This window comes from Methylobacterium sp. PvR107, from assembly GCF_017833295.1.
Classification (GTDB): Bacteria; Pseudomonadota; Alphaproteobacteria; order Rhizobiales; family Beijerinckiaceae; genus Methylobacterium.
This window is the reverse complement of the sequence record NZ_JAFIBW010000001.1, coordinates 5,335,427-5,358,570: the sequence shown is the minus strand read 5'-3', so window position 1 is coordinate 5,358,570 and position 23,144 is coordinate 5,335,427. Positions and strand designations below refer to the sequence as shown.

The window sequence follows — 23,144 nt, the reverse complement described above, 5'->3', positions numbered from 1 at the left end:
GGGAGAGGGGAGCGACGGTGCAGAACGAGGCTGCGGCCTTCACATCTGCTCCGCCCTCTTCTGACCCCGGGTTCCCCTCTCCCGACCCTCGCTGACGCGAGGGCCACCCTCCCCCGCAGAGGGGGGAGTGAGAGCGCCCGGCAAGTAGCGGTACGCGAGACGAGGAACCGACATGAACGCGCTCAAGGCCCTGCACGACGAACAGGATCAAGCGGTCTGGCTCGATTTCGTGGCCCGGGGCTTCATCGAGAAAGGTGAACTCAAGCAACTCGTGGAACGCGATGGCCTGCGGGGCGTGACCTCCAACCCGTCGATCTTCGAGAAGGCGATCGGCCACTCGGACGAGTACGATGCGAGCATCAAGGCCGTCCAGGAGACCGGCGACAGCCGCGTCATCGACCTCTACGAGGGTTTGGCGATCGCCGACATCCAGGCCGCCGCCGACGTGCTCCGCCCGGTCTACGAGGCCAGCGACGGCGCCGACGGCTACGTCAGCCTGGAGGTCTCGCCCTACCTCGCCCTCGACACCGAGGAGACGCTGAACGAGGCGCGGCGCCTGCACAAGGCCGTCTCCCGCGACAACCTGATGGTCAAGGTGCCGGCGACGCCCCAGGGCATCCCGGCGATCCGGCAACTGACCAGCGAGGGCATCTCGATCAACGTCACCCTGCTGTTCTCGCAGGAGGCCTACGAGGCGGTGGCACGCGCCTTCATTGACGGTCTCGACGAACGCGCGAAGGCCGGCCACGACGTCTCGCGGATCGCCAGCGTGGCGAGCTTCTTCATCAGCCGCATCGACGTGCTGGTCGACAAGCTCCTCGACGAGAAGATCGCGCAGGCCAACGACCCGGACGAGAAGATCGCCCTGGAGCAGCTCAAGGGGAAGGTGGCGATCGCCAACGCCAAGCTCGCCTACCAGCGCTACAAGAGGATCTTCGCGGAATCGAAGTGGACGGCGCTCGCCGAGAAGGGCGCCAAGGCACAGAGGCTGCTCTGGGCCTCCACGGGCGTGAAGAACAAGGCCTATTCCGACGTCCTCTACGTCGAGGAGCTGATCGGCCCGAACACCGTCAACACCATGCCGCCCGCCACCATGGACGCGTTCCGCGACCACGGCGTGGTGCGGGCGACGATCGAGGAGGACGTGCCCGGCGCCGAGGCCGTGATGGCGCGCTTGGCCCGGACGGGCATCGACATCGAGACAATCGCCGAGCAGCTGGTGCGGGAGGGCGTTCAGCTCTTCATCGACGCGGCCGACAATCTGCTCGGCGCCGTGGCGGGCAAGCGCGCGGCGCTGCTCGGCCACCGGCTGGACGGGCAGAGCCTGGCGCTCGACGAGACGCTGGCGAACGAAGCGAAGAAGTCCGTCGAATCCTGGCGCGCGAGCGGCGCGATCCGCCGCCTCTGGGCGGGTGATGCCACCGTGTGGTCGGGCCACGACGAGGCGAACTGGCTCGGCTGGCTGCACATCGTCGAGGAGGAGCTTGAGAAGGCCGCCGATTACGCCGCCTTCTCCGAATGGGTGAAGGGCCAGGGCTTCACCGACGCGGTGGTACTGGGCATGGGCGGGTCGAGCCTCGGCCCGGAGGTGCTGACCCTGACCTACGGTCCCCGCGAGGGTTTTCCCAAGCTTCAGATCCTCGACTCGACGCATCCGGATCAGGTGCGCGCCCTCGAAGCGAGCATCGATCTGGCCAAGACCTTGTTCATCGTCGCGTCGAAGTCCGGCTCGACGCTGGAGCCCAACGTGTTTCGCGACTACTTCCTGGGCCGCGCCAAGGAGGTGCTCGGTGATCGGGCCGGCGACCATTTCGTCGCGGTCACGGATCCGGGCTCCGACATGGAGCGCGCCGCCAAGACGGACGGCTTCAAGAAGATCTTCTATGGGGTGAAGCAGATCGGCGGGCGCTACTCGGTGCTCTCGGCCTTCGGCCTCGTGCCGGCGGCCGCCATGGGCCTCGACGTGAAGGCGCTCCTCGAGACGGCACGGATCATGGTCCGCTCCTGCGGGCCGGTGGTCCCTCCGGCGGTGAACCCCGCCGTCCTGCTCGGCACCGCCATGGGCGCGGCGGCGCTCGCGGGGCGGGACAAGGTGACGGTCATCGCCTCCCCGGCGATCGACAGCTTCGGCGCTTGGGCCGAGCAGCTCATCGCGGAATCGACCGGCAAGCAGGGCAAGGGCCTGGTGCCGGTGGACGGCGAGCCGGTCGATGTTCCGGCAGTCTACGGCCGCGACCGGTTCTTCATCTACCTGCGCCTCGATGGCCAGGCCGAGGCGGCGCAGGACGAGGCCCTGCGCGCCCTGGAGCGGGACGGCCACCCGATCGCCCGCATCACCCTCGACCGGGTCGAGCAGCTGCCCCAGGAATTCTACCGCCTGGAGATGGCCACCGCGGTGGCGGGCGCGGTACTCGGCATCAACCCGTTCGATCAGCCGGATGTCGAGGCCAGCAAGGTCGAGACCAAGAAGCTGTTCGCGGAAGCCGAGGCGAGCGGCGCCCTCCCCCCGGAGACGCCACTCTTCTCCGACAACGCGATCGCCCTCTACGCCGACCCGCGCAACGCCGACGGGCTGAAGCAGGCCTCGGATGGCCTCGAGGCGGCGCTGAAGGCGCAGCTCGCCCGGCTGAAGGACGGCGACTATCTCGGGTTGCTTGCCTACGTGCCGCGCAATGCCACGACCGCCGGCATCCTGCAGGAGGCACGGATCGCCATTCGGGACGCCCGCAAGGTCGCGACCTGCCTGGAATTCGGGCCGCGGTTCCTGCATTCCACCGGTCAGGCCTACAAGGGTGGCCCGGATACCGGCGTGTTCCTCCAGATCACCGCGGACCCGACGCAGGACCTGCCGATTCCCGGCCGCAAGCTCGGGTTCGCCACTGTGGTGGCCGCGCAGGCGCGGGGCGATTTCGCGGTGCTCGCCGAGCGCGGCCGCCGGGCGCTGCGGGTGCACATCAAGGGCGATCTCGAGACCGGACTGAAGCGTGTCGCGGCGGCGCTGAAGGCGGCGGTTGCCTAGGCGCGCGTTACCGGCCGACTTGGTGTTGGATCCGCGCTGTCATTCCGGGGCACCGGAGGCGGGCCCGGAATCCGGAACCGCCGGTGGCGCGAGGTCGGAGCGCCTTGACGGCTCTGGATCCCAGGTTCCGCTGCGCGGCCCCGGGATGACCCGGAGGGTGTCCCAGGAGGCCCCGCGCCTCGCGATCCTGGGACACCCCCGTTCCTGATCCCTCCCCGCAGGGGGAAGGAAAATCTGAGGAGATCGAAGATGCAACTCGGCATGATCGGCCTCGGCCGGATGGGCGGCAACATCGTCCGGCGGCTCCTGCGGGACGGCCACACGGCCGTCGTGTTCGATCAGAACCCGGCCGCGGTCGCGGCCCTGGTGGAGGCCGGAGCGGTCGGCGCGTCGAGCCTGGAGGATCTGGTCTCCAAGCTGGAGGTGCCGCGCGCGGCCTGGGTGATGCTGCCGGCAGGGGCGATCACCGAGGAGGCCGTCCAAACCCTCTCGGGCCTGATGCAAACCGGCGACTGCATCATCGACGGCGGCAACTCGTTCTACGGCGACGATGTCCGCCGCGGCATCGCCCTGAAGGAGAAGGGCCTGCACTATGTCGATGTCGGCACCTCGGGCGGCGTCTGGGGGCTGGAGCGCGGCTATTGCATGATGATCGGCGGCGACACCGAGACGGTCGACCGCCTCGACCCGATCTTCAAGACCCTGGCGCCGGGCATCGGCGACATCCCCAAGACCCCGAACCGCGACGGCCGCGACCCGCGCGCCGAGCAGGGCTACATCCATGCCGGGCCGACCGGCGCCGGCCATTTCGTCAAGATGGTCCATAACGGCATCGAATACGGCCTGATGCAGGCCTACGCGGAGGGGTTCGACATCCTCCGCCACGCCAATTCCGAGGCGCTGCCGGCCGAGCGCCGCTTTGACCTCAACATGGGCGACATCGCCGAAGTCTGGCGGCGCGGCAGCGTCGTCTCCTCCTGGCTCCTCGACCTCACCGCCCAGGCGCTGGCCGGCGATGAGCAGCTCACGGATTTCTCCGGCTACGTCGAGGATTCCGGCGAAGGCCGCTGGACCATCAACGCCGCCATCGAGGAGAGCGTGCCGGCCACGGTGCTGTCAGCCGCCCTGTACCGCCGTTTCCGCTCCCGCGAGCACGAGAGCTACGCCGACAAGCTCCTGTCGGCGATGCGCAAGGGCTTCGGCGGCCATCAGGAGCCGAAGAAGTAGGGGCGTTCCATGAGCCTTCCGGCTTGCACCCACATCCTGAAGGATCCCGAGGCCGTCGCCCGCGAGGCGGCCGAGCGGCTGATCGCGGCCTGCGGCGAGAGCCGGTCCGATCGGATTGCGATCTGCCTGTCCGGCGGCTCGACGCCCAAGGTGCTCTACGGGCTGCTCGCCGGCCCGGACTACGCGACGCGGGTGCCGTGGGAGCGGGTCCATTGGTTCTTCGGCGACGACCGGGTCGTCCCGTGGGACGACGCCCGCAGCAACGTCCGGATGGTCCGCGAGGCGTTCGGCCACGGCGCTTCGATCCCGCCGACCCACCTGCACTTCATCCCGTCGGATTCAGGTGCGGAGGCCGGCGCCCGCGCCTACGAGCGCGCGTTGCTGGACTTCTACGGGGCCGACAGCCTCGACCCCGCCCGGCCGCTCTTCGACCTCGTGCTCCTCGGTCTCGGCGAGGACGGCCACACCGCCTCTCTGTTTCCCGGTAAGCCGGCCGTGGACGAGACTGCGCGGCTCGTCGCGCCCGTGCCGGAGGCCGGGCTGGCGCCGTTCGTGCCGCGGATCACCCTCACCGTCCCGGCGCTCGCCTCGTCCCGGCACGTGCTGTTCCTCGTGACCGGTGCGGGCAAGCGGGCGCCGCTGACCCGCCTTGCCGCGGGCGCGGAGCTTCCTGCGGGCCGCGTGATCAGCGCGGGCGAGGTGGCGTGGCTCCTCGACGCGGCGGCTGCCGGCTGACGCGGGGCGCCCGTAAAGCTCTGGCAAGATCTGTGTGCTATCACACGGAACCCGACGCCCCCGGCCGAACCTGGCGGTGTCCATCCTCGCCAAGGCCCAGATGCGCGCGGGCACGCTCATCCTCTACACCGACCAGCCGGACAGCCGCGCCGACCTGCGGCACGCGCTCGAGCAGATCGCCCCCTGCGCGGTGCTCGGCGCCTCCGAGGCGCCGCCACCCGGCCCGTGCGTGGCCGTGGTCGTCGACTTCGACCTGCTGCCCTCGCCGCTCACCGGTCTGCGCAGCCTCATCGCGGCAAATCCCGGGCTTCCCCGCGTCTTCCTGATGCGCAGCATGGGCCAGCGCAGCCTATCCGTGGCGCGCAACCTCGGCGGGCGGCTGTGCCTGCCGATGGATACGCCGATCACGACGGTGGTCGAGGCGCTGCAGACGCAGCTCCGGCCCGCGTCGCCGCAGACGCCGAGCCGGCCCGTAACGGGCAGCCCGGTCGTCGTGCAGGCCGCCGGCCGCGCGAGCGCCGCCATCGCCAACCTGCTCGACTCGGCGCGGGATCACGGCACGGTCGATGCGGCCGTCATCGACGCCACCCTTGAGCCGATCCTCGGGGCGATCGGCACCGGCGGCCTCAAAGCCTGGCTCGAGACCGTGCGCGCCTACGACGACGCGACCTACCAGCACTGCCTGCTGGTTGCGGGCCTCGCCGCCACGTTCGCGATCGACCTCGGATTCTCGTCGGCGGATCGCGAGCACCTCGTCCGCGCTGCCCTGGTCCACGACGTCGGTAAGGCCAAGATCCCCTTGTCGATCCTGAACAAGCCCGGGCCCCTCGATCCTGGGGAGCGGGCGGTGATGCGCGAGCACGCGGCCCTCGGCCACGAGATCCTGGTCAAGGCCGGCGGGTTCGACGACACCGTCCTCACGGTGGTGCGCCATCATCACGAGATGCTGGACGGCTCGGGCTACCCGGACGGGCTGAAGGGCGAGGCCATCCGCGACATCGTCCGCCTGATCACCGTCTGCGACGTCTACGCCGCCCTGGTGGAGAGCCGCCCCTACCGGCCGCCCATGCCGGCCGCGCAGGCCATGGAGATCCTCTACGGCATGGACGGCAAGCTCGACATCGCCCTGGTGCGCGCCTTCGAGCGGTCCGTCGCCGGCTCCTGAACGGAATCGGCAGCTCTGCTCCATCCGCGGCCGACAGCCGAAACTGTCATGTCTCCGTCGGCCAGACGATTGGCACCGCATTTCGCCTTTTGCCGCTATGGAGCAACCTGATTGCGCCAGAAGCTGGATTGGCGGCGGCTTTCGCAAACGCACGGCGGCGTCGATGCGCTACGCTCTGCGCAGCCTGAAAGCGCGTCCGGAGCCTGTCGATGCCGCAGCCAACCGTCCCGGCCGAAATGGAAGCGATGCTGGCCGATCTCGCCGTGTCGGCCCGCCGCGCACCGGACGCCTATCTCGCCTCCGCCCGCGCGACGCTGCTGCGCATCCTGGCACGCCCAGAGCTGCTCGACCCGTCGCGGTTGACGGCGCACGGCGAAGGCCTCTCCCGCAACCTGCTGTTTGGCACGGAGGCGGTGAGCGTCTGGGCCATGGTCTGGCCGCCGGGCGCCGTCACGCCGGTGCACGACCACCATTGCTCGTGCTGCTTCGGCCTGCTTCGCGGGACGCTCCGCGAGACCTGGTACCGCCCGATCAGCGACACGCACGCGGTGGCGACTCAGGACGTGGTCCGCGCGCCCGGCTTCGTGGCCTGCATGATGCCGTCCGGCCCGAACCTGCATCGAATCGCCAATGACGGGCCCGACGCGGCCGTGTCGATCCACGTCTACGGATACGACCACCGGGTGCAGGCCTCCTCGATCCACCGCACCTACGCGGTCGCGGCGGGGTGACGATCGTGGGTCGGACCATGCGATCGCGAGGCAGGGGCGCGCCCGTCTCGACCTACGCCACGTAGATCGTCGGAACGGCCGTCGTGTACTTCATCTCCTCCATGGCGATGGAGGAGGACAGGTTCGAGAATTCGAGCTTGGCGATCAGGCGCTGATAGACCGCGTCATAGGCCTCGATATCGGGCACGACGATGCGCAGCAGGTAATCGATCTCGCCGGTCAGGCGCCACGCCTCGACGATCTCGGGGAAGCCGGCGACGACCCGCCGGAAGGCATCGGACCAGTCGGCGGCGTGGCGGGGCGCCTTCACGGCCACGAACACCGTTGTCGGCACGTTGACCTTGCGGCGGTCGACCAGCGCCACCCGGCGGCGGATGACGCCGGACGCTTCCAGCTTCTTCACCCGGCGCCAGCACGGCGCCGCGCTGACGCCGACCCGCTCGGCGAGTTCCGCCACCGGGAGTGTCGCGTCCTGCTGGAGGATGTCCAGGATCTTCCGGTCCACCGCATCCATGCGATCGAAGCTCCCGTCCGTGGATCCGCGCCCCGCCTAAAGGACGAAATGCTTCGAGAGCTTGAGGCCCTGAGCCTGGTAGTTCGAGCCGGCCCCTGCCCCGTAGAGCGTTTCCGGCAGGTCGAGCATGCGCTCGTAGACGAGACGGCCGACGATCTGGCCGTCCTCCAGCAGGAACGGCACGTCGCGCGAGCGGACCTCCAGCACGGCACGGGCGCCCTCGCCGCCGGCCCCGGCATAGCCGAAGCCCGGATCGAAGAAGCCGGCGTAGTGAACCCGGAACTCGCCGACCAGGGGATCGAACGGCACCATCTCGGCGGCGTGGTCCGGCGGGACCTGCACCGATTCCTTCGAGGCCAGGATGTAGAACTGGCCGGGATCGAGGATCAGGCTGCCGGAGCCGTCGGCCGCGAGCGGCTCCCAGAAATCCGCAGCCCGGTGACGCCCGGGGGCGTCCACGTCGACGAGGCCGGTATGGCGCTTGGCCCGATACCCGACGAGGCCGTCGAACCCGGACAGGTCCACCGAGACCGCGACGCCGCCCTGGAAGGACGGGTTGCCCGCGTCGACCAGCGCCGAGCGGGCGTGGAGCAGGCCGAGCTCGGCCTCCGTCAGCCGCGGCGCGCCGCGGCGGAAGCGGATCTGCGACAGGCGCGAGCCGGTGCGGACCAGGACCGGGAAGGTGCGCGGCGAGATCTCCGCGTAGAGCGGGCCGGTATAGCCGGGCTCGACCTGGTCGAAGGCCTCACCCCGGTCGGTGATCACCCGGGTGAACACGTCGATGCGCCCGGTCGAGCTCTTCGGGTTCGCCGCGGCCGCGAGGTCGGCCGGGAGCGCGAGGCCCTCCTGCAACTCGGCGATATAGACGCAGCCCGTCTCCAGGACCGCGCCGGGGCGCAGGTCGATCGCATGCAGCGACAGCCGCTCGACGCAGGCCTGGACCGTGCGACTCGTCCCGGGCAGGAAGCTCGTGCGGACGCGGTAGGCCGTATCGCCGAGGCGCAGGTCGAGGCTGGCGGGCTGGATCTGGTCGGTCGCGAAGGCGCGCGCGGTGCGGATGCCGCCTGCCGCAGCGAGTTCGGCGATCGCCTGGGCCGGCAGGATCCCGGCGCGGCCTTTCACGCCCGAATCGGCGGCTCCCCTGCGTGCGCCCGCGTTCATCGCGCCTGACTCCTTCGCGCGCCCCGGCAGGTCCGCGTCCATCGTCCGTTTTCCGCCGCGACTGGCTAATGCCGGCTTAACCCGCGCGGCCCCCCGGCGCGCCGCACGCTGCATCCTCTGCGCGCCCGACCACCAATTAGCCAGATCCGGGCCCCGCGAGGTAGTCCACCGCGATTGACGGGGATTAGAGCGCCTACTACCACCCCCGGTGAAGCGCGTTTCGTTCGGCTTCAGCGAGTCGAACCGTTCGAAGAAGGGCCTGACAGGGCGATGTACAAGGCCGAGACGCGAGGAATTAGCGTGACGGTTCAGTCCCGTTTCGTCGAGGAAGAATCCTCGCCGAACGAGAGCCGGTATTTCTTCGCCTATACGGTCGAGATCGTGAATAACGGCAGCGAACAGGTGCAGCTGCGCTCCCGCCACTGGCGCATCATCGACGGGCACGGAGCCTGCCAGGAGGTCCGCGGCACCGGCGTCGTCGGCAAGCAGCCGGTGCTGGAGCCGGGCGAGACCTTCTGCTACACGAGCGGCTGCCCGCTCAACACGCCCGACGGGTTGATGGCCGGCAGCTACACCATGGCGACGGTGGCCGGTGAGAGCTTCGAGGCGGAGATTCCCGCCTTCTCCCTCGACAGCCCGCACGTCCGCCGCAGCCTGCATTGAGGCCCCGGCCCGGGGCCCCGCTCCGGAGGAATCCATGCCTGCGACCGGCGAGCGGCTGAGCACGCTCGATATGCTGGCCCGCCTCGTGTCTTTCGACACGGAGAGCGACAAATCCAATCTCGCGCTGATCGCGTTTGTCTGCGGTTACCTGGATGGCTGGGGCGTGCCGTACCTGCGCCTGCCGAACGCGGCAGGCGACAAGGCGGCCGTTCTCGCGACGATCGGCCCGATGATCGACGGCGGTGTCGTCCTCTCCGGCCATACCGACGTGGTGCCGGTGGCGGGGCAGGCCTGGAGCACCGACCCGTTCATCCTGCGCGTCGCCGACGGCCGGGCCTATGGGCGGGGCGCCGTCGACATGAAGGGCTTCGACGCCCTGGCGCTGGCGCTGGTGCCCGACATGCTGGCCGCCGACCTGAAGCGGCCGATTCATATACTGCTCTCCTACGACGAGGAGACGACCTGCCTGGGCTCCATGGACGGGATCGGGCGCTTCGGTGCCGACCTGCCGCGGCCCGGCGCCGTGATCGTCGGCGAGCCCACCGGCATGGAGGTGGCGGACGCGCACAAGAGCATCGTCACCTGCCTCACCACCGTGCACGGGCATGAGGCCCATTCGGCGCGGCCCGCCCTCGGGGCCAACGCCGTTACCGCGGCCTGCGAACTCGTGGCCGGTCTGAACCGGATCGCCGATCTGATGATCGAGCGCGGCGACCCGTCGGGGCGGTTCGACCCGGCCTCGACCACGGTCCATGTCGGGACGATCCACGGCGGCACGGCCCGGAACATCCTGGCCAAGGAATGCCGCTTCCATTGGGAGTATCGCGGCCTGCCGGACCTCGACCCGGCCGAGATTCCGCGGCTCTTCGCGGTAGAGGTCGAACGGGTGACGCGCGAGCGCCTCAACCGCTACGGCGCGTTCGGGCGGATCGAGACCCTGGAGGAGGTCGACATCCCCGGCCTCGCCCCGGAGCCCGGATCCGAGGCCGAGCGGCTCTGCCTGCGGCTCGCCGGACACAACCGCACCATCGCGGTCCCCTACGCGACCGAGGCCGGGCAATTCCAGGCAGCAGGGATCCCGACCGTCGTCTGCGGGCCGGGCGACATCGCGCAGGCCCACCAGCCCGACGAGTTCATCACCCTCGACGCCCTCGGCCAGGGCGAGCGGTTCCTGCGCAACCTGATCGAGGCGTATGCGTCATGAACGCGATGACCGGAATCACCATCAAGCTGCGACCGCTGGAACGGGAGGACCTCCGCTTCGTCCACCAGCTCAACAACAACGACAGCATCATGCGCTACTGGTTCGAGGAGGCCTACGAGTCCTTCGCCGAACTGCAGCAGCTCTACGAGCGCAACATCCACAACCAGACCGAGCGCCGCTTCATCGTGGCTGATCCCGGCGGCGAGCCGGCCGGGCTGATCGAGCTCGTCGAGATCAACCACCTGCACCGGCGCTGCGAGTTCCAGATCGCGATCCACCCGAGCTTCCAGGGACGGGGCTACGCCTGGCAGGCGACGCGGATCGCCATGGATTACGCGTTCAGCGTGCTCAACATCCACAAGCTCTACCTGCACGTCGACCGGGACAATGCCCGGGCGGTGCGGATCTACGAGCGTTGCGGCTTCCGGCCCGAAGGTGTGCTGAAGGACGAATTCTTCGTCAACGGGCGCTATCGCGACGCCGTGCGGATGTGCCTGTTCCAGCCGGATTACCTGAAGGCCCGCGGCGGCGGCGGCGACATCGCCGAACCCGTGCTGAAGGCGTGACCACGCGGAATCGCCGGATCAGCCGCCGTCACGGCGGGGCGAGTCCGGGTCCATTCTCGCCGTTCCGCGACCTCTGGGATCACCAGCGGTTCTGGATTGCCCACCACCGGGCGTGCGCCTCCGGGTCCGGGCTCGCCTGCGGCGCCCCGGAATGACGCCGGCGATGGTGTCGCCGCACGGAGCCGGAGCGGGTCAGGCCGGAACCAGCTCCGCGGCGCGGACCGGGGTCGGACCGGCCCGGTAGGCGGCCGCGGCCTCCTCTGTCCGCCAGCACGCGACCTGATGGCCGGGGGCGATGTCGCCGACCGGCGGCATCTCCCGGCGGCAGCGCTCTTCGGCCAGGAAGCAGCGCGGCGCGAAGGGACAGCCCGGCGGGCGGTTGGCAAGGTCCGGCGGGCTGCCGGGAATCGTCTGGAGCCGGGAGCCTTTGGCCAGCGCCCCCTCGGCCCGGCTGCGCAGCAGGCCGATCGTGTAGGGATGGTGCGGGTTCAGCACGACCTGATGGGCGGTGCCGGTTTCGACGATCTTGCCCGCGTACATCACGGCGATCCGGTCGGCGACCTCGACGGCCGCTCCGAGATCGTGGGTGACGATCACGATCGACAGGCCGAGGTCGCGCTGCAGCTCGCGCAGGAGCAGGAGAACCTGGATCTGCACGGTCGCGTCGAGCGCGGTGGTCGGCTCGTCGGCGAGCAAGACCTGTGGGTGGCAGGACAGCGCCAGCGCGATCATGGCCCGCTGGCGCATGCCGCCCGACATCTCGTGCGGATAATTGTCGAGGCGCCGCTCCGGGCTCGGGATCCGCACCCGCTCGAACAGGGCGAGCGCCCGCTTCCGGGCATCGCCCTTGGAAATCTTCTCGTGGCGGTGGATCGCCTCGGTGATCTGCTGGCCGACCGTGTAGACCGGGTCGAAGGCGAGCAGCGGCTCTTGGAAGATCATCGAGACGTCGCCGCCGCGGAAATCGGCGAGCTGGCGCTTGGTGAGGGCCTGCACGTCCTTGCCGGCGGCCAGGATCTTCCCCTCGATCCGGCTGCGCCCTTCCGGGAACAGGCGCAGGATCGCGCGGAGCGTCACGCTCTTGCCCGAGCCGGATTCGCCGATGAGCGCCAGCGCCTGCCCGCGTTCGACGGTCAGATCGACGCCGTCGACGACCTGCACCTTGCCGAAGGCGACCCGGAGGTCCTTGAGTGCGACGGCGGGTTCTGAAGGAGGCATCGGATTGCTCATGCCGCGAGCGCCTCGCCGGGCGCCGCGGAATGGCCGGAGCCGGGCTGGCGGGCGAGGCAGGCGACCCGGTGCAGGGGCCGGATCGCGTCGAGCGGCGGCTCCTTCTCGGCGCAGACTCCCTCGGCAAGCGCGCAGCGCGGATGGAAGCGGCACCCCGTGGGCGGATCGATCGGGTTGGGTGGGTCGCCCTGCAGCAGCGCGGCCTGGGTGCGGTTGTCGGGATCGAGCGACGGCATCGAGGCGAGCAGCGCCTCGGTATAGGGATGGGCCGGCGCGTCGAGCACCGTGTCGGACGGGCCGATCTCCGAGACCCGACCGAGATACATCACCATCACCCGGTCGGAGATGAAGCGCACGACGTTCAGGTCGTGGCTGATGAAGATGTAGGTCAGGCCGAACTCGGCTTTGAGGTCGAGGAGCAGGTTCAGCACCTGCGCCTCCACCGACTTGTCCAGCGCCGAGACCGCCTCGTCGAGGAGCACCAGCCGCGGCTCCAGGGCGAGGGAGCGGGCGATGTTGACCCGTTGGCGCTGGCCGCCGGAAATCTCGTGCGGGTAGCGGCCGGCGAAGCGCTTCGGCTCCAGGCCGACCCGGGCGAGCAGTGCGCGGGCGCGCTCCACGGCCTCGCGGCCGGGCACGCCGTTGACCTTCGGGCCGAAGGCGATCGACTGCTCCACGGTCATGCGCGGGTTGAGCGACGCGTAGCTGTCCTGAAACACCATCTGGACCTGGCGGCGGTAGGACCGCCACGGCATGGCGCGCTCGCCGATCGCCTGGCCGTCGTACAGCATGTGGCCCGAATCGCGCGCGATCAGGCCCATCAGCAGCTTGGCGGTTGTCGATTTCCCGCAGCCGGACTCGCCGACGATGCCGAGCGTCTCGCCCTTCAGGACGTCGAAGTCGATGCCGTCGACGGCGCGGACCACCTGCTTTTTGCCTCCGGTCTTGCGGACCGGGAAGTGCTTGATCAGCCCCGAGACCGACAGGAGCGGCTGGGCCGGTCCGCCGCGGTCGTGGGCGAACGGATCGGGGGCGTCCGGGATGACGCTCACTGGCGAATCTCCATGGCGGACCGGAGCCCGTCCGAGAACAGGTTGAAGGCGATCGAAACGATGAAGATGCAGACCCCTGGAAGGGCGGCCACGACCGGATTGACGTAGATCGCGGTGCGCAGGGTGTTGAGCATCAGGCCCCATTCGGGCTCCGGCGGTCGCACGCCGAGGCCGAGGAACGACAGGCCGGAGGCCAGGATCATCGAGACCGAGATCAGGCTGGTCGCGTAGACGAAGATCGGCCCGACGACATTGCCCAGCACCTGCACGCGCATGATCGTCAGCGCCGAGGCCCCCGAAAGCTTGGCGGCGTCGATGTAGTCGCGGCGGCGGATCCCGGTGGTGACGCTCTCGGCCACCCGGGCGATCTGGGGCACGAACACGCAGGTCAGCGAGACGATCGAGTTGAAGATGCCGGCGCCGAGCGCGCCCGACAGGGCGATGGCCAGCAGCACGGACGGGAAGGCGAAGAACACGTCGATGGTGCGCATCAGGATCGTGTTGGTCCAGCCGCCAACATAGCCCGCCAGGATGCCGATGGCGGAGCCGATCACGAAGGCGATCAGGACCGGCGTGACGCCGATGAACAGCGAGAGCCGGGCGCCGAGCATCAGCCGGCTGATCATGTCGCGGCCGAGCTCGTCGGAGCCGAGCCAGTAGGTGGCGTCGCCGACATGGCGGAGGCGGCGCAGCATGGAGCCCTTGTAGGGATCCATAGGGGTGATCCAGGGCGACAGGATCGCGACGATCACGACGAGCAGGATCAGGGCGCCGGCGCTCACGGCGACGGGGTCGCGCACCAGCCGGTGGCCGACATGGCCCCAGAAGCCGCGCGACGGGATGAAGGCGGCCTCGGGTGCCGCGTCCTCGGCGGCGAGCACGCCGCCGTCGAGGGCGATGGAGGCCGCGGTGATGGGAGCGGTCATCATCAGGCTCCGGCTCAGGCGCGCTCGATGCGCGGGTCGAGGGCGGTCTGCATCACGTCCACCAGGAGGTTGAGGGCCACGAAGAACATCGCCAGCACGAGGATCGAGCCCTGGAGCAGGGGCAAGTCGCGCTGGAAGATCGCGGCGTTGAGGAGGAAGCCGGTGCCCGGCCATGCGAATACGGTCTCGACCAGGATCGAGCCGCCCAGCAGGTAGCCGAGCTGCAGGCCCATGATGGCGAGTGCCGTCGGGGCGGCGTTGCGCACGACGTGCTTGAACACGCCGCGCTCATCCATGCCCTTGGCGCGCAGCGCCTCGACGAAATCCTGGGACAGGATGTCGGCGACCAGGGCCCGAACCGTTCGGGCGATGATGCCCATCGGGATCACCGACATCGTGACGGCCGGCAGGATCAGGTAGCGCAGATGGTCGAAATCGGGCCGCCAGTTGCCCGACCCATCGGGCCCGGCGCCGGTGGGGGGCAGCCAGCCGAGGGTGGCCGAGAACACGATCACCAGGACCATGCCGAGCCAGTAATGCGGCACGCTCACGCCGAACACCGAGAGCGCCGAGGCTGCCCGGTCGGCCAGCGAGTTCCGATGATAGCCCGCCACAAAGCCGAACAGCGTGCCGAAGGTGAAGCCGATCACGGTCGCCACCGAGGCGAGGATCAGGGAGTTCACCACGGCGCGGCTGACCTCGCCCAGCACCGGCCGTCCGGTGGCGATCGAGACGCCGAGATCGCCATGCAGCACGTGCCACAGCCAGATCAGGTACTGGACCGGCAGCGGCTTGTCGAAGCCGTAGGCAGCCCGCATCTCGTCGATGGTCGCCTGGGTGGCGTCGGCCGGCAGCACTGCGCTCAAGGGATCGCCCGGCGCGAGGTGGACGAGGAGAAAGCAGACGACACTGACCCCGAACGCCACAGGGGTCACGTAGACCAGTCGTTTGAGGATGTAGAGCAGCATGACTTGCCTTTTGGCCCATCGGTATCTTGTCGCCGTCCGGTCACCCCCGACGCGCAGAGGCTCCGAAGATCACGCTTCCGACCTTGCGAGGCGCAACGATCCCCCTCTTCTGCATGGGAGAGAGGACCGGCGCCTCTCAGGAAACCTGCTCCCTGCGTCTGATAGGTTGCAAGGGCGCCGGCGGCGCTACCGCCCCGCCGTCGCCATCGTAATCTTCGAGAAATCCTGGAACCAGTTCTGCGCCTGGACGAAGCCCTTCACCTTGGGGCTCATCGCGCGCGGATTGACGTCGTGCGTGATCATGACGAACAGCGCATCGTCAACGTACTTCTCGTGGATCTTTTCAAGCACCTTCGTCTGCTCGGCCTTGTCGAAGGTGTTGCGGACCTGCTCGAACAGTTTGTCCATCGCGGGATCGCAGTAATAGCCCCAGTTGGTGCCGTTCGGCGGGGCGAAGTTACACTGCAGGTGGCGGATGAAGCCGGTGAACGGGTCCTGGATGAAGTACGAGTAGTTGATCGCCGAAACGCCGCGGGAGATGTCGGCCTTGGCGCCGGCCCGCCAGATGTTGATCAGGGTGTTCCACTCGACCACCTCGTAATCGACCTGGATGCCCACGTCGGCGAGGTTCTGCTGGACGAACTCGTTCATCGGCAGCGGCTGCATCTGGCCCGAGCCCGACGCCGAGATCGCGACCTTCAGCTTCAGCGGCTTGGCCGGGCTGTAGCCGGCCTCGGCAAGCAGCTTCTTGGCGGCTTCGGGATCGTATTTCACGTCGAAGGTCGGGTGGCCGAACCATTGGTGGCCGGGCGGCATGAAGCCCTTGGCGGGAATGGCGAGGCCGCCGAGCAGCTCCTTCAGCCCGTCGCGGTCGATGGCGAGGTTTGCGGCCTTGCGCACCCGGACGTCGTTCCAGGGCGACCCCTCGACCCGCGACAGGTGCCACGTCCAGTTATGCGGATAGGCGTTGGTGACGATGGTGAAGCCGGCGCCTTTGAGCGAGGCCACGGAATCCGGCGCGGGCGCCTCGATCCAGTCGACCTGGCCGGAACGGAGCGCCGCGGTCCGGGCATTGGCCTCGGGCAGCGGGATCAGCACCAGCTTGTCGAGCTTCGGCACCCGGTCTTTGTCCCAGTACTCCTTGAAGGGGACCATCTCGGCGCGCTCGCGCGGAGCGAACAGGGTCAGCTTCCACGGGCCGGTGCCCGAGGGCTGCTTAGCAAAGGCGTCCCAGGACTTGCCAAGCTTCTCCCATTGGGCGGGCGAGGACATCATGATCCAGGCGATCTGGTAGGGCAGCGTCGCGTCGGGGGCCTTGGTGGTGATCTCCACCGTCAGCGGATCGACCACGCGGTAGCTCGCCACGGCCGGGATGCGGGTCTTGCCCTGCGCCGACTGGCGCGGGTCGTATTGCGGCGCGTCGGCCTTCAGCAGCTTGTCGAGGTTCCACACCACCGCGTCGGCGCTGAAGTCCGAGCCGTCGTGGAATTTCACGCCGGGCCTGAGCTTGAAGGTCCACTTGGTCTTGTCGTTCGGGTCGACGGCCCAGCTGGTGGCGAGGCCGGGCACGAGATCGGAGGCGAGTTCCGCGCTCGACAGGTCCCAATTGATCAGCCCGTCATAGACCGTATAGCCGAGGAAGCGCATGCCCTCGCCGCCATTGTCGGTCTGGCCGGTGGTCAGCGGGATGTCGGAGGCGGTCATGCCGATCCGCAGCGTCCCCTGCGCGAGGGTCGCGGTGCTCGCGGAGAGCGCCAGGGCGCCGGCCAGCGCCGCACGGGCACCGAGTTTTCTAAGGCGGGACAGCATCTTGGGTCGGGTACTCGCGTTGGTCCGGGCCTATCGGGCCCGTGATACGCTCGACCATATGCAAGCCCGCGGCCAGTCGGTCCGCAGACCTATCCCGCGTCGATGAGGCTTACATGGGCCGCGACCACCCGCCAGCCCTCTGGGAAGCGCACCCAGGTCTGACTCTGCCGGCCGATCTTTCCGGGCACGCCCGCGCGGGTGAACAACGTCATCGCGGTGGCGAAGTCGCACCCGTAGGTGGTGATCTGCGTCTGCGCCAGAACACGCTCCAGGCCCACCGGCGAGCGGGCGCGGCGGAAGGCGCGGATCGCGTCCATGCCATACAGGTTCTCGCCGATCCCGTAGCGGATGGTCAGCGGATCGTCCCGGAACAGCGCCTCGAGAGTCGGGACATCGTTGGTGGTGAGCGCGATCTCGTAGGACCGGAACGCGGCCGCGACTTCGGCTTTGACGGCGGGATCGTCGATGATCATCAGGCCAACTCCGCGATCGGCGCCGCGCAGATTCCGGTCCGTTCGAGATGGTGCGCGACGCGCAGGGCGAGATCCTCGCGCCAGGGGGCGGCAATGACCTGCACGCCGAGCGGCAAGCCATCGTCGAGCCAGACCGGTGCCGCCACCACGGGCAGGCCGATGAACGAGATCGGCTGCGTGAACACGCCGATATTGGCCCGCACGGGCAGCGTCACGCCGTCGAGGACGAAATGGGTCTGGCCGCCCCTCGGTGCCCGGCAGGGTGTGGTCGGGGCCAGGATCACGTCGACGGTGTCGAACAAGTCCAGCACGCGCGTCCGGTACCAGCGGCGGAACCGCTGCGCCCGCTCGACATGGGCGGCGGGAAGCATCGCCCCGGCGATCAGCCGGTCCCGCACGGCCGGGTCGAAATCCTGCGGCCGGGTGCGCAGGCGGTCGAGATGGAGGGTGGCGCCCTCGGCGGCGGTGATGAGGTAGGCGGCAGCGCGGGCGCGTGCCGCTTCGGGCAGTTCGACGGTGCCGCGCGCGCCGAGGGCCTCAGCGACGCGCGCCACCGCGGCGAAGGCCTCCGGATCGCCGCCGCGCGCGAAGTAGCCCCCCGCCACCGCGATCCGCAGGCCGTCGATTCCTGCATCGAGGGCAGGCAGGGCCGGCTCCGGCGGTCGGGTCGTCGCGACGGGGTCGTCCGGATCCGGACCCTGCATGGCGTCATAGGCGAGCGCGAGGTCGCTCACGCTCCGGGCCATGGGGCCGAGATGGTCGAGGCTGCCGACGAAGGGAAAGCTGCCCGCGCGGCTGAGCCGTCCATAGGTCGGCTTCAGCCCGAAGCAGCCGCAGAAGGCAGCGGGAACGCGAATCGAGCCGTTCGTGTCGGAGCCGAGCGTCAGCGGCACCATCCCGGCAGCGAGGGCCGCCCCGGAGCCTCCGGACGAGCCGCCGGTCATATGATCGAGGGCGTGCGGGTTGTGCGCGTCGCCGTCGTGGACGTTCTCGCCGGTGAAGTCGTAGGCGTATTCGCCCATGTTGAGGGCGCCGACCAGAATGGCCCCCGCAGCCTCCAGGCGCCGAACCAGGGCGCCGTCACGGCTGGCCGGCGGTCGCTCCCGGTTGATCTTCGAGCCCGCACGGGTTGGCAGACCCGCGATGTCGATCAGGTTCTTCACCGCGAAGGGTACGCCCGCGAGCGGTTTGGGCGGCCCGCCCCCATCCAGCTCGTCATCGAGCGCGTCCGCCCGCGCCAGCGCACGCCCGGTGAGTAGGTCGGTGAAGGCGTTGACGCGCGGATCGTGGCGCCCGATCCGATCCAGGGCCTCGGTCACGACGTCGCGCGCGCTCCGCTGCCGACGATTGACCAGGTCGGCGAGCGAACCGGCGCTCGGATGCTGTCGAGCGCTCATGCCTCGAAGCTCGGCGCAGCTTCGACCTCGTCGGCAAGCGGGAAGCCGCTCACCAACTCGGCGGCCTTTGCCAGGACGCGGAGATTGGCGGTGACGGAATCGAGCCAGCGGGGATCGAGGGAAAGCCCAAGCAGCGGTGCCGCGGCCGCGGCATACGCTTCGGGATCGAAGGAAGCGGATAGGTCGAGCATCAAGGTCCTCGCGCTGTCCTTGGTCTGGCTGCAGGGGTCGACCTTAGCAGGGCTCATGCCGCAGCGGGCATCCTGAGCAGATTCGCTGGGCTGCCTCATTTATGTGCATTTCGGCAATCCGGCTCGATGACCCTCGAGCACGCGGCAGCGTTGCCCATTTTGTGGGCGGCGTGGCGCGATCACGGATGGCCCGGCTTCCGCGCGTGCGGAAGCCATTTTGTGAGAGGACACCCGCAATGCAACGTGTCGCCATGTTGCCGAGCCCGCTGTTGTTGTTCTTGCCAGCCGAATAACCTGCGTTCAACGTCAGATCGGGCTTGGCTTTGACGTCCGAGCGACACCGGCTGGAGCATCGCTCTGAAGGGCGACGCCGATGGGGTTCAGCCGCGCGTTGCCCGGGAAGCGGATCCCGGATCAAAGTTGTGACGCGCGCAGCCCTCCCCGATCGCCCCATTTTAGGAGGATCTGAGTATCCGATGTAAAAATCGCATATGAGGATTGCTGTTTACGAATGCGCCGTGACTTAGGGGCGCCTCGCCTCTGAGCGGATCTCGCGACATGCTTGGCAGGCGCGCATCAATGCTGTGCGGACCAGACGGCGTTCGGGAAAGCCCGTCCTATCCTTGCCGGACTTCCTTGAGCCACTTATCTGTCGCGGGCAGCGAGCGAGTGGCATGATCGCGTACTCTGTTCCCGTCAGCGGCGCGTATGGCACGTTGCGGTGTTTCGGCATCGCCCGACGGATTTTTTATAGAGAGGGCCTGAATTGTCGCGTTGCCCGCGCCGGGCGGAGGTCATCGCGATTGCATCCGGGACGCCGCTCCGGTTAAGGGCTTTCCGTTTTCGGCACATGATCAGACCCGAGCGCTCCGGCGTGGCCCAGCGCTCGGGTCTGATCATCGGTGTATCCGATGGATCGGTGCGGTTCCAATGCCCGGGGACGGCATTGGGACTGGCAGAGACGGTGTTCCCGGCTGTGCCGGAAGTCCCTGAGACTCAACAAGCGTACCAACCGAGAAAGGTCAGATGAGCGCATTCGACTACAGGAACTTCGACGACCGTCGCCAGCACTCCCAGAGCGCCAAGGCGGCGCTGTTGGCCAAATTCAAGGCTCGCCCGCCGGCCGATGATCCGGAGGTGATTGCCAAAGCCAAGGCTCGGGCCGAAATCGCGCAGGCCCGTGAGGAGCGCGCCCGCGAGCGCGAGGCGGCCCGGATCGCCGCCGAGCGGAAGGCCGCTGAAGAGAAGCAGCAGCGCGAGGAAGCGGAACTCGCTGCCCAGCTGGCCCGTGAGGCTGCCGAGCTCGCCGCGGCGCAGGAGCGCAAGTCGGCCGAGCTCGTCGCCAAGAAGGCGCAGCGCGACGCCCGCTATGCAGCTCGGAAGGCGAAGGCCAAGATCAAGCACTGAGCGCTGATCGACCTCGATTCCAGCTTTCCTGAGTAAACGACGCCCGCCGCCCAAGCGGGCGTCGTCGCGTTTGTAGGGCCGCGCAATCCGCAACCAATGCGCCCGACCCTGCGTTGAGGGGCGCCGCGAGGTTGGCCGCAGCCGGTGCGGCGCGCGGGCGAGGAAAACATGGCTTCCCGATTGGCTCTGGTGCTTGCGCCCGTCCTGTTCTGGTCGGGCAACGTGCAGGCTCAGACTGCAGACGTGACGGCCTGCGACACGCTGCTGGCGGCACGCCGGATCGACGCCGCAGTGGGATCGGACCATCAGAACCTGCCGGAATCCGGGTGTCGCCGGATCGCGCGCCGCGACATCGGGACGGTGGAGCAGCGGGCGATGATCGGGGGCGCCCCCTATGAGTGCATCACCATTGCCGGCGCGGGACGATGTCTCTGGATCGTGCCATGAGCGCCGCTCCCGCGGACGGGCCGATCGAACCCAGCAGTCTGACGAAGCTTCACGGGTCGCGAAGATGCTCTATTTCTGCCTTTCGACCGAGTGAGGACAGCATTCCGTATGCCGAATATTTGGGGGAAAGGGGCGCTTCCCGCGTCGATCGCGTCCGGGATCCTCATGGGATCGATCCTGTTGGGCGGATCGGCGCGTGCCGAGCCGCCGATCCGTAGTCCGGAGGACGCGGCCTGCCGGTTGGAGGCGCGCGCCAAGGTTTTCTCCGCGCCCAATCCGGGCGGCCTGCAGATCGAGGACGTCGGCCGGCAGATCTACTTCGCCTGCATGAAGCGGATCAGCCCGGCCTCCGCCCAACCCGTGAGGCGCTCAGGCCGGCGGCATCGTCAGCGGCATCGGCGCCACTGACGCGCTCAGGCGTTGAGCGGCGCGCCGATCCGGGCGCGCAGCTGGAGGCGCAGGGCCTCGTTGCCACCCTCCGCCTCCAGCGCGGACATCAGGCGGAGCAATTGGCTCAGGGGCGTGGACCGGCTGTCGATCGCCTCCGCGATCTGCTCGGGCAGGGGCTTGGCGCACGGCACGAAGCGCCGGGCCGGGCTGGCCTGATGGGTCTGGGGCATACGAGGCGCTCGTCCTTCGAAAGAATCCAGATTGGCGGGCGGCTCGCTACGCCTTTCGGTCGGGCTGCACCAGCCCCTTTCGTTGGATTAGGTAGCCGGCATCGTGCTCCGTTACCGCAGCGCAACAGCAGGGCGGGAAACTGTGGATGACGCTACGTAAGACAGGAAGACGGCTTGCCAGAGCGACCGTTCAGCCGGTCGTCAGCACGGAATGCTCGAACCCGTCGAGCAGGTCCTGCGGATCGCGATAGATCGCAACGCAGCCCGCGGCGGACAGGTCGGCTTCCGGGAAACCGCCGCAGAGGACGCCGATCGTGCGCAGGCCCGCTTTCGCAGCGGCCTCCGCATCGTAGGGCGTGTCGCCGATGACGATGATCGCGTCGGGCGGAATACAGGCGAGTTTCTTCAGCGCCGCTTCGAAGATGTCCGGATGCGGCTTCGAGCGTTCCGCGTCGTCCGAGCTGGTGGCGACATCGACGAGGTCGCCGATCTTCAGAATATCCGTGTACCGCTCGACCTCGGTGCGCTTGCCCGAGGAGGCCAAGGCGATCTTCGATCCGGCCCCGCGGATCCGCTCGAACAGCGCGCGGACCCCGGGGAACGGTCGAACCTCGGGCAGGTACTTCTGCTTGAACAGGTCCGAGCGGTACGCTTCGATCACGTCCCCTTCACGGTCGATCCGCTCCTGCGGCAGGAAGACGGGCATCAATTCGTCGCCGCCCTTGCCGATCTGGCTGCGGACCTTCGCCGCGTCGGTCTTCACGCCGAAATGCGCGAACGCGTCCACCCAGGCGCGTGCGTGCAGATCGACGCTGTCGAGCAAGGTCCCGTCAATGTCGAAGATCACCGCGCGCATCGCAGCCTCATCGCGGTGCACGGCGCCCGCATCAGCGCAACCAACCGGGCGGAACCCGGCCTGTTCCGGCGATGACCGCCGGAACGACAGAAGCCCGCCCTTGTTGCGGGGCGGGCTTCCGTTGAATCCTCGGTGGCGCCGGAGCGCCGTCGCTTCAATGCATCGAGGCCGGAGCGCGTGCCGGCTTCGCCTTGGCGGCCAGGCCCGCCGTCACGGCGACCTTGGAGGCCCGGGCAGGCTTCGGCGCGGCCGGCTTGGCGGCTGCCTTGGTGGCGGGCTTCGGCGCGGCGACCTTCGCGGCGGCGTCCTTGGACGCGACGGCCTTCGCAGGGGCCTTGACGGCGCTCTTGGCCGCGGACTTGGCGGCCTTCGGGGCCGCAGCCTTCACGGTCGCCTCGTCGGCAGCGCCGGCCGCCAGCATGGCGTTGGCGCGCAGCGCGGCTTCGGCGCGCAGCCAATGCGCGGCAGCCTGCCCGTGAATCCGGCCCTCGTTCTCCCAGATGTAATAGGCGCATTCGCGCACGTGGTGCTCGCTGATCTGCATGCGGTGATCTCCTCTCCGTCCCGCATGCAACGATGGGAGGCGAGGGTTAAGCGTCGGTTAACCCTGCTACCCGCCGCGCGGCGCCGGGTACGTGAGCAGCACCGTGACGGCTTCCGGCGAAGGACATTGCTGCGGGGCCCGCGTACCGCAACACCCCAGCGTCCCGCGGCCTCAATGCGGGTTCCGATCCCCCGGTGGTGACGAAGGACTCGCCCGTCCCGCGCAAGCCACGGTGCGGA

The 23,144-nt window shown here is 68.9% G+C and carries 24 protein-coding genes; 11 read left to right on the top strand and 13 right to left on the bottom strand.

Translation table 11 applies throughout. The features are described from left to right. Positions 1 to 172 precede the first annotated feature (172 nt). The 5 genes from JOE48_RS25320 (at position 173) to JOE48_RS25300 (ending at position 6,877) form a co-directional block, all read left to right on the top strand. Positions 173 to 3,019: a bifunctional transaldolase/phosoglucose isomerase gene (locus tag JOE48_RS25320; protein ID WP_210033866.1), complete on the top strand. Its 2,847-nt coding sequence runs from the start codon at positions 173 to 175 to the stop codon at positions 3,017 to 3,019. Positions 3,020 to 3,268: 249 nt separating this feature from the next. Beyond that, positions 3,269 to 4,246: a phosphogluconate dehydrogenase (NAD(+)-dependent, decarboxylating) gene (gene gnd, locus JOE48_RS25315; protein WP_210033864.1), complete on the top strand. Its 978-nt coding sequence runs from the start codon at positions 3,269 to 3,271 to the stop codon at positions 4,244 to 4,246. 9 nt (positions 4,247 to 4,255) lie between these two features. Continuing rightward, positions 4,256 to 4,981, top strand: a complete 726-nt coding sequence (pgl, locus tag JOE48_RS25310; RefSeq protein ID WP_210033862.1) for a 6-phosphogluconolactonase — start codon at positions 4,256 to 4,258, stop codon at positions 4,979 to 4,981. 76 nt (positions 4,982 to 5,057) lie between these two features. Beyond that, complete coding sequence (locus tag JOE48_RS25305; protein WP_312893370.1) at positions 5,058 to 6,146, top strand: HD-GYP domain-containing protein; 1,089 nt, start codon at positions 5,058 to 5,060, stop codon at positions 6,144 to 6,146. A gap of 209 nt (positions 6,147 to 6,355) precedes the next feature. Beyond that, entirely contained in the window at positions 6,356 to 6,877 is a 522-nt protein-coding gene (locus tag JOE48_RS25300; protein ID WP_210033859.1) for a cysteine dioxygenase family protein, read from the top strand. 52 nt (positions 6,878 to 6,929) lie between these two features. On the opposite strand, the gene JOE48_RS25295 is transcribed toward JOE48_RS25300, so the two are convergent. Beyond that, on the bottom strand, positions 6,930 to 7,391 hold the full coding sequence (locus tag JOE48_RS25295) for an Lrp/AsnC family transcriptional regulator (protein WP_192708940.1): 462 nt from the start codon (positions 7,389 to 7,391) through the stop codon (positions 6,930 to 6,932). A 36-nt stretch (positions 7,392 to 7,427) separates the two neighbouring features. Then, complete coding sequence (locus tag JOE48_RS25290) at positions 7,428 to 8,552, bottom strand: 2'-deoxycytidine 5'-triphosphate deaminase (RefSeq protein WP_210033857.1); 1,125 nt, start codon at positions 8,550 to 8,552, stop codon at positions 7,428 to 7,430. 270 nt (positions 8,553 to 8,822) lie between these two features. On the opposite strand from JOE48_RS25290, the gene apaG reads away from it, so the two are divergent. From apaG to speG, 3 genes are read left to right on the top strand one after another with little or no spacing between them, the layout of a single operon-like run. After that, a complete protein-coding gene (gene apaG / locus JOE48_RS25285; RefSeq protein WP_192708942.1) occupies positions 8,823 to 9,215 on the top strand; it encodes a Co2+/Mg2+ efflux protein ApaG in 393 nt (130 codons plus the stop codon). Between the two features lie 34 nt (positions 9,216 to 9,249). Next, positions 9,250 to 10,419 (top strand): acetylornithine deacetylase, encoded by a 1,170-nt coding sequence (gene argE, locus JOE48_RS25280; RefSeq protein ID WP_210033854.1) that lies wholly within the window; start codon positions 9,250 to 9,252, stop codon positions 10,417 to 10,419. Positions 10,420 to 10,433: 14 nt separating this feature from the next. After that, complete coding sequence (gene speG / locus JOE48_RS25275; RefSeq protein WP_312893429.1) at positions 10,434 to 10,985, top strand: spermidine N1-acetyltransferase; 552 nt, start codon at positions 10,434 to 10,436, stop codon at positions 10,983 to 10,985. 192 nt (positions 10,986 to 11,177) lie between these two features. On the opposite strand, the gene JOE48_RS25270 is transcribed toward speG, so the two are convergent. The 8 genes from JOE48_RS25270 to JOE48_RS25235 all read right to left on the bottom strand — a co-directional run bounded on the left by JOE48_RS25270 (position 11,178) and on the right by JOE48_RS25235 (position 19,088). Continuing rightward, positions 11,178 to 12,203 carry an ABC transporter ATP-binding protein gene (locus JOE48_RS25270; protein WP_210033852.1) on the bottom strand — a complete coding sequence of 342 codons (1,026 nt, stop codon included), beginning with the start codon at positions 12,201 to 12,203 and terminating at the stop codon, positions 11,178 to 11,180. Positions 12,204 to 12,211: 8 nt separating this feature from the next. Then, a complete protein-coding gene (locus tag JOE48_RS25265; RefSeq protein WP_210033850.1) occupies positions 12,212 to 13,267 on the bottom strand; it encodes an ABC transporter ATP-binding protein in 1,056 nt (351 codons plus the stop codon). Then, positions 13,264 to 14,193, bottom strand: a complete 930-nt coding sequence (locus JOE48_RS25260) for an ABC transporter permease (protein WP_210036045.1) — start codon at positions 14,191 to 14,193, stop codon at positions 13,264 to 13,266. The genes JOE48_RS25265 and JOE48_RS25260 overlap by 4 nt, the downstream gene beginning before the upstream one ends. 14 nt (positions 14,194 to 14,207) lie before the next feature. After that, the gene (locus JOE48_RS25255; RefSeq protein ID WP_210033849.1) at positions 14,208 to 15,161 is read right to left on the bottom strand and encodes an ABC transporter permease; all 954 of its coding nucleotides are present in this window, start codon (positions 15,159 to 15,161) and stop codon (positions 14,208 to 14,210) included. A gap of 186 nt (positions 15,162 to 15,347) precedes the next feature. Next, entirely contained in the window at positions 15,348 to 16,970 is a 1,623-nt protein-coding gene (locus JOE48_RS25250; protein ID WP_210033847.1) for an ABC transporter substrate-binding protein, read from the bottom strand. An 89-nt stretch (positions 16,971 to 17,059) separates the two neighbouring features. Beyond that, entirely contained in the window at positions 17,060 to 17,443 is a 384-nt protein-coding gene (gene hpxZ, locus JOE48_RS25245; protein ID WP_210033845.1) for an oxalurate catabolism protein HpxZ, read from the bottom strand. Beyond that, on the bottom strand, positions 17,443 to 18,840 hold the full coding sequence (locus JOE48_RS25240; RefSeq protein ID WP_210033843.1) for an AtzE family amidohydrolase: 1,398 nt from the start codon (positions 18,838 to 18,840) through the stop codon (positions 17,443 to 17,445). The genes hpxZ and JOE48_RS25240 overlap by 1 nt, the downstream gene beginning before the upstream one ends. Then, on the bottom strand, positions 18,837 to 19,088 hold the full coding sequence (locus tag JOE48_RS25235; RefSeq protein WP_409518611.1) for a DUF4089 domain-containing protein: 252 nt from the start codon (positions 19,086 to 19,088) through the stop codon (positions 18,837 to 18,839). The genes JOE48_RS25240 and JOE48_RS25235 overlap by 4 nt, the downstream gene beginning before the upstream one ends. A gap of 969 nt (positions 19,089 to 20,057) precedes the next feature. On the opposite strand from JOE48_RS25235, the gene JOE48_RS25230 reads away from it, so the two are divergent. The 3 genes from JOE48_RS25230 to JOE48_RS25220 all read left to right on the top strand — a co-directional run bounded on the left by JOE48_RS25230 (position 20,058) and on the right by JOE48_RS25220 (position 21,293). Further along, entirely contained in the window at positions 20,058 to 20,438 is a 381-nt protein-coding gene (locus JOE48_RS25230; RefSeq protein WP_210033842.1) for a DUF6481 family protein, read from the top strand. Between the two features lie 168 nt (positions 20,439 to 20,606). Further along, the gene (locus JOE48_RS25225) at positions 20,607 to 20,885 is read left to right on the top strand and encodes a hypothetical protein (RefSeq protein ID WP_210033841.1); all 279 of its coding nucleotides are present in this window, start codon (positions 20,607 to 20,609) and stop codon (positions 20,883 to 20,885) included. Positions 20,886 to 21,050: 165 nt separating this feature from the next. Continuing rightward, the gene (locus JOE48_RS25220) at positions 21,051 to 21,293 is read left to right on the top strand and encodes a hypothetical protein (RefSeq protein WP_245252959.1); all 243 of its coding nucleotides are present in this window, start codon (positions 21,051 to 21,053) and stop codon (positions 21,291 to 21,293) included. Between the two features lie 5 nt (positions 21,294 to 21,298). Here JOE48_RS25220 and JOE48_RS25215 read toward each other — a convergent pair whose 3' ends face one another. The 3 genes from JOE48_RS25215 to JOE48_RS25205 form a co-directional block, all read right to left on the bottom strand. Next, on the bottom strand, positions 21,299 to 21,505 hold the full coding sequence (locus JOE48_RS25215; RefSeq protein WP_210033839.1) for a hypothetical protein: 207 nt from the start codon (positions 21,503 to 21,505) through the stop codon (positions 21,299 to 21,301). A gap of 190 nt (positions 21,506 to 21,695) precedes the next feature. Then, positions 21,696 to 22,361, bottom strand: coding sequence for an HAD family hydrolase (locus JOE48_RS25210; protein WP_210033838.1), 666 nt, complete (start codon positions 22,359 to 22,361; stop codon positions 21,696 to 21,698). A gap of 154 nt (positions 22,362 to 22,515) precedes the next feature. Then, a complete protein-coding gene (locus JOE48_RS25205; protein WP_210033836.1) occupies positions 22,516 to 22,905 on the bottom strand; it encodes a DUF2934 domain-containing protein in 390 nt (129 codons plus the stop codon). Positions 22,906 to 23,144 lie beyond the last annotated feature (239 nt).

What these genes read in the sequence shown, in the direction of transcription:
- JOE48_RS25255 (WP_210033849.1), bottom strand. Translation starts at nt 15,161, where the DNA reads ATGCTGCTCTACATCCTCAAACGACTGGTCTACGTGACCCCTGTGGCG.
- gnd (WP_210033864.1), top strand. Translation starts at nt 3,269, where the DNA reads ATGCAACTCGGCATGATCGGCCTCGGCCGGATGGGCGGCAACATCGTC.
- JOE48_RS25230 (WP_210033842.1), top strand. Translation starts at nt 20,058, where the DNA reads ATGAGCGCATTCGACTACAGGAACTTCGACGACCGTCGCCAGCACTCC.
- JOE48_RS25250 (WP_210033847.1), bottom strand. Translation starts at nt 16,970, where the DNA reads ATGCTGTCCCGCCTTAGAAAACTCGGTGCCCGTGCGGCGCTGGCCGGC.
- JOE48_RS25205 (WP_210033836.1), bottom strand. Translation starts at nt 22,905, where the DNA reads ATGCAGATCAGCGAGCACCACGTGCGCGAATGCGCCTATTACATCTGG.
- hpxZ (WP_210033845.1), bottom strand. Translation starts at nt 17,443, where the DNA reads ATGATCATCGACGATCCCGCCGTCAAAGCCGAAGTCGCGGCCGCGTTC.
- JOE48_RS25210 (WP_210033838.1), bottom strand. Translation starts at nt 22,361, where the DNA reads ATGCGCGCGGTGATCTTCGACATTGACGGGACCTTGCTCGACAGCGTC.
- apaG (WP_192708942.1), top strand. Translation starts at nt 8,823, where the DNA reads ATGTACAAGGCCGAGACGCGAGGAATTAGCGTGACGGTTCAGTCCCGT.
- JOE48_RS25260 (WP_210036045.1), bottom strand. Translation starts at nt 14,193, where the DNA reads ATGACCGCTCCCATCACCGCGGCCTCCATCGCCCTCGACGGCGGCGTG.
- JOE48_RS25290 (WP_210033857.1), bottom strand. Translation starts at nt 8,552, where the DNA reads ATGAACGCGGGCGCACGCAGGGGAGCCGCCGATTCGGGCGTGAAAGGC.
- JOE48_RS25300 (WP_210033859.1), top strand. Translation starts at nt 6,356, where the DNA reads ATGCCGCAGCCAACCGTCCCGGCCGAAATGGAAGCGATGCTGGCCGAT.
- JOE48_RS25320 (WP_210033866.1), top strand. Translation starts at nt 173, where the DNA reads ATGAACGCGCTCAAGGCCCTGCACGACGAACAGGATCAAGCGGTCTGG.
- JOE48_RS25225 (WP_210033841.1), top strand. Translation starts at nt 20,607, where the DNA reads ATGGCTTCCCGATTGGCTCTGGTGCTTGCGCCCGTCCTGTTCTGGTCG.
- argE (WP_210033854.1), top strand. Translation starts at nt 9,250, where the DNA reads ATGCCTGCGACCGGCGAGCGGCTGAGCACGCTCGATATGCTGGCCCGC.
- JOE48_RS25220 (WP_245252959.1), top strand. Translation starts at nt 21,051, where the DNA reads ATGGGATCGATCCTGTTGGGCGGATCGGCGCGTGCCGAGCCGCCGATC.
- JOE48_RS25270 (WP_210033852.1), bottom strand. Translation starts at nt 12,203, where the DNA reads ATGCCTCCTTCAGAACCCGCCGTCGCACTCAAGGACCTCCGGGTCGCC.
- JOE48_RS25240 (WP_210033843.1), bottom strand. Translation starts at nt 18,840, where the DNA reads ATGAGCGCTCGACAGCATCCGAGCGCCGGTTCGCTCGCCGACCTGGTC.
- JOE48_RS25215 (WP_210033839.1), bottom strand. Translation starts at nt 21,505, where the DNA reads ATGCCCCAGACCCATCAGGCCAGCCCGGCCCGGCGCTTCGTGCCGTGC.
- JOE48_RS25235 (WP_409518611.1), bottom strand. Translation starts at nt 19,088, where the DNA reads ATGAGCCCTGCTAAGGTCGACCCCTGCAGCCAGACCAAGGACAGCGCG.
- JOE48_RS25295 (WP_192708940.1), bottom strand. Translation starts at nt 7,391, where the DNA reads ATGGATGCGGTGGACCGGAAGATCCTGGACATCCTCCAGCAGGACGCG.
- pgl (WP_210033862.1), top strand. Translation starts at nt 4,256, where the DNA reads ATGAGCCTTCCGGCTTGCACCCACATCCTGAAGGATCCCGAGGCCGTC.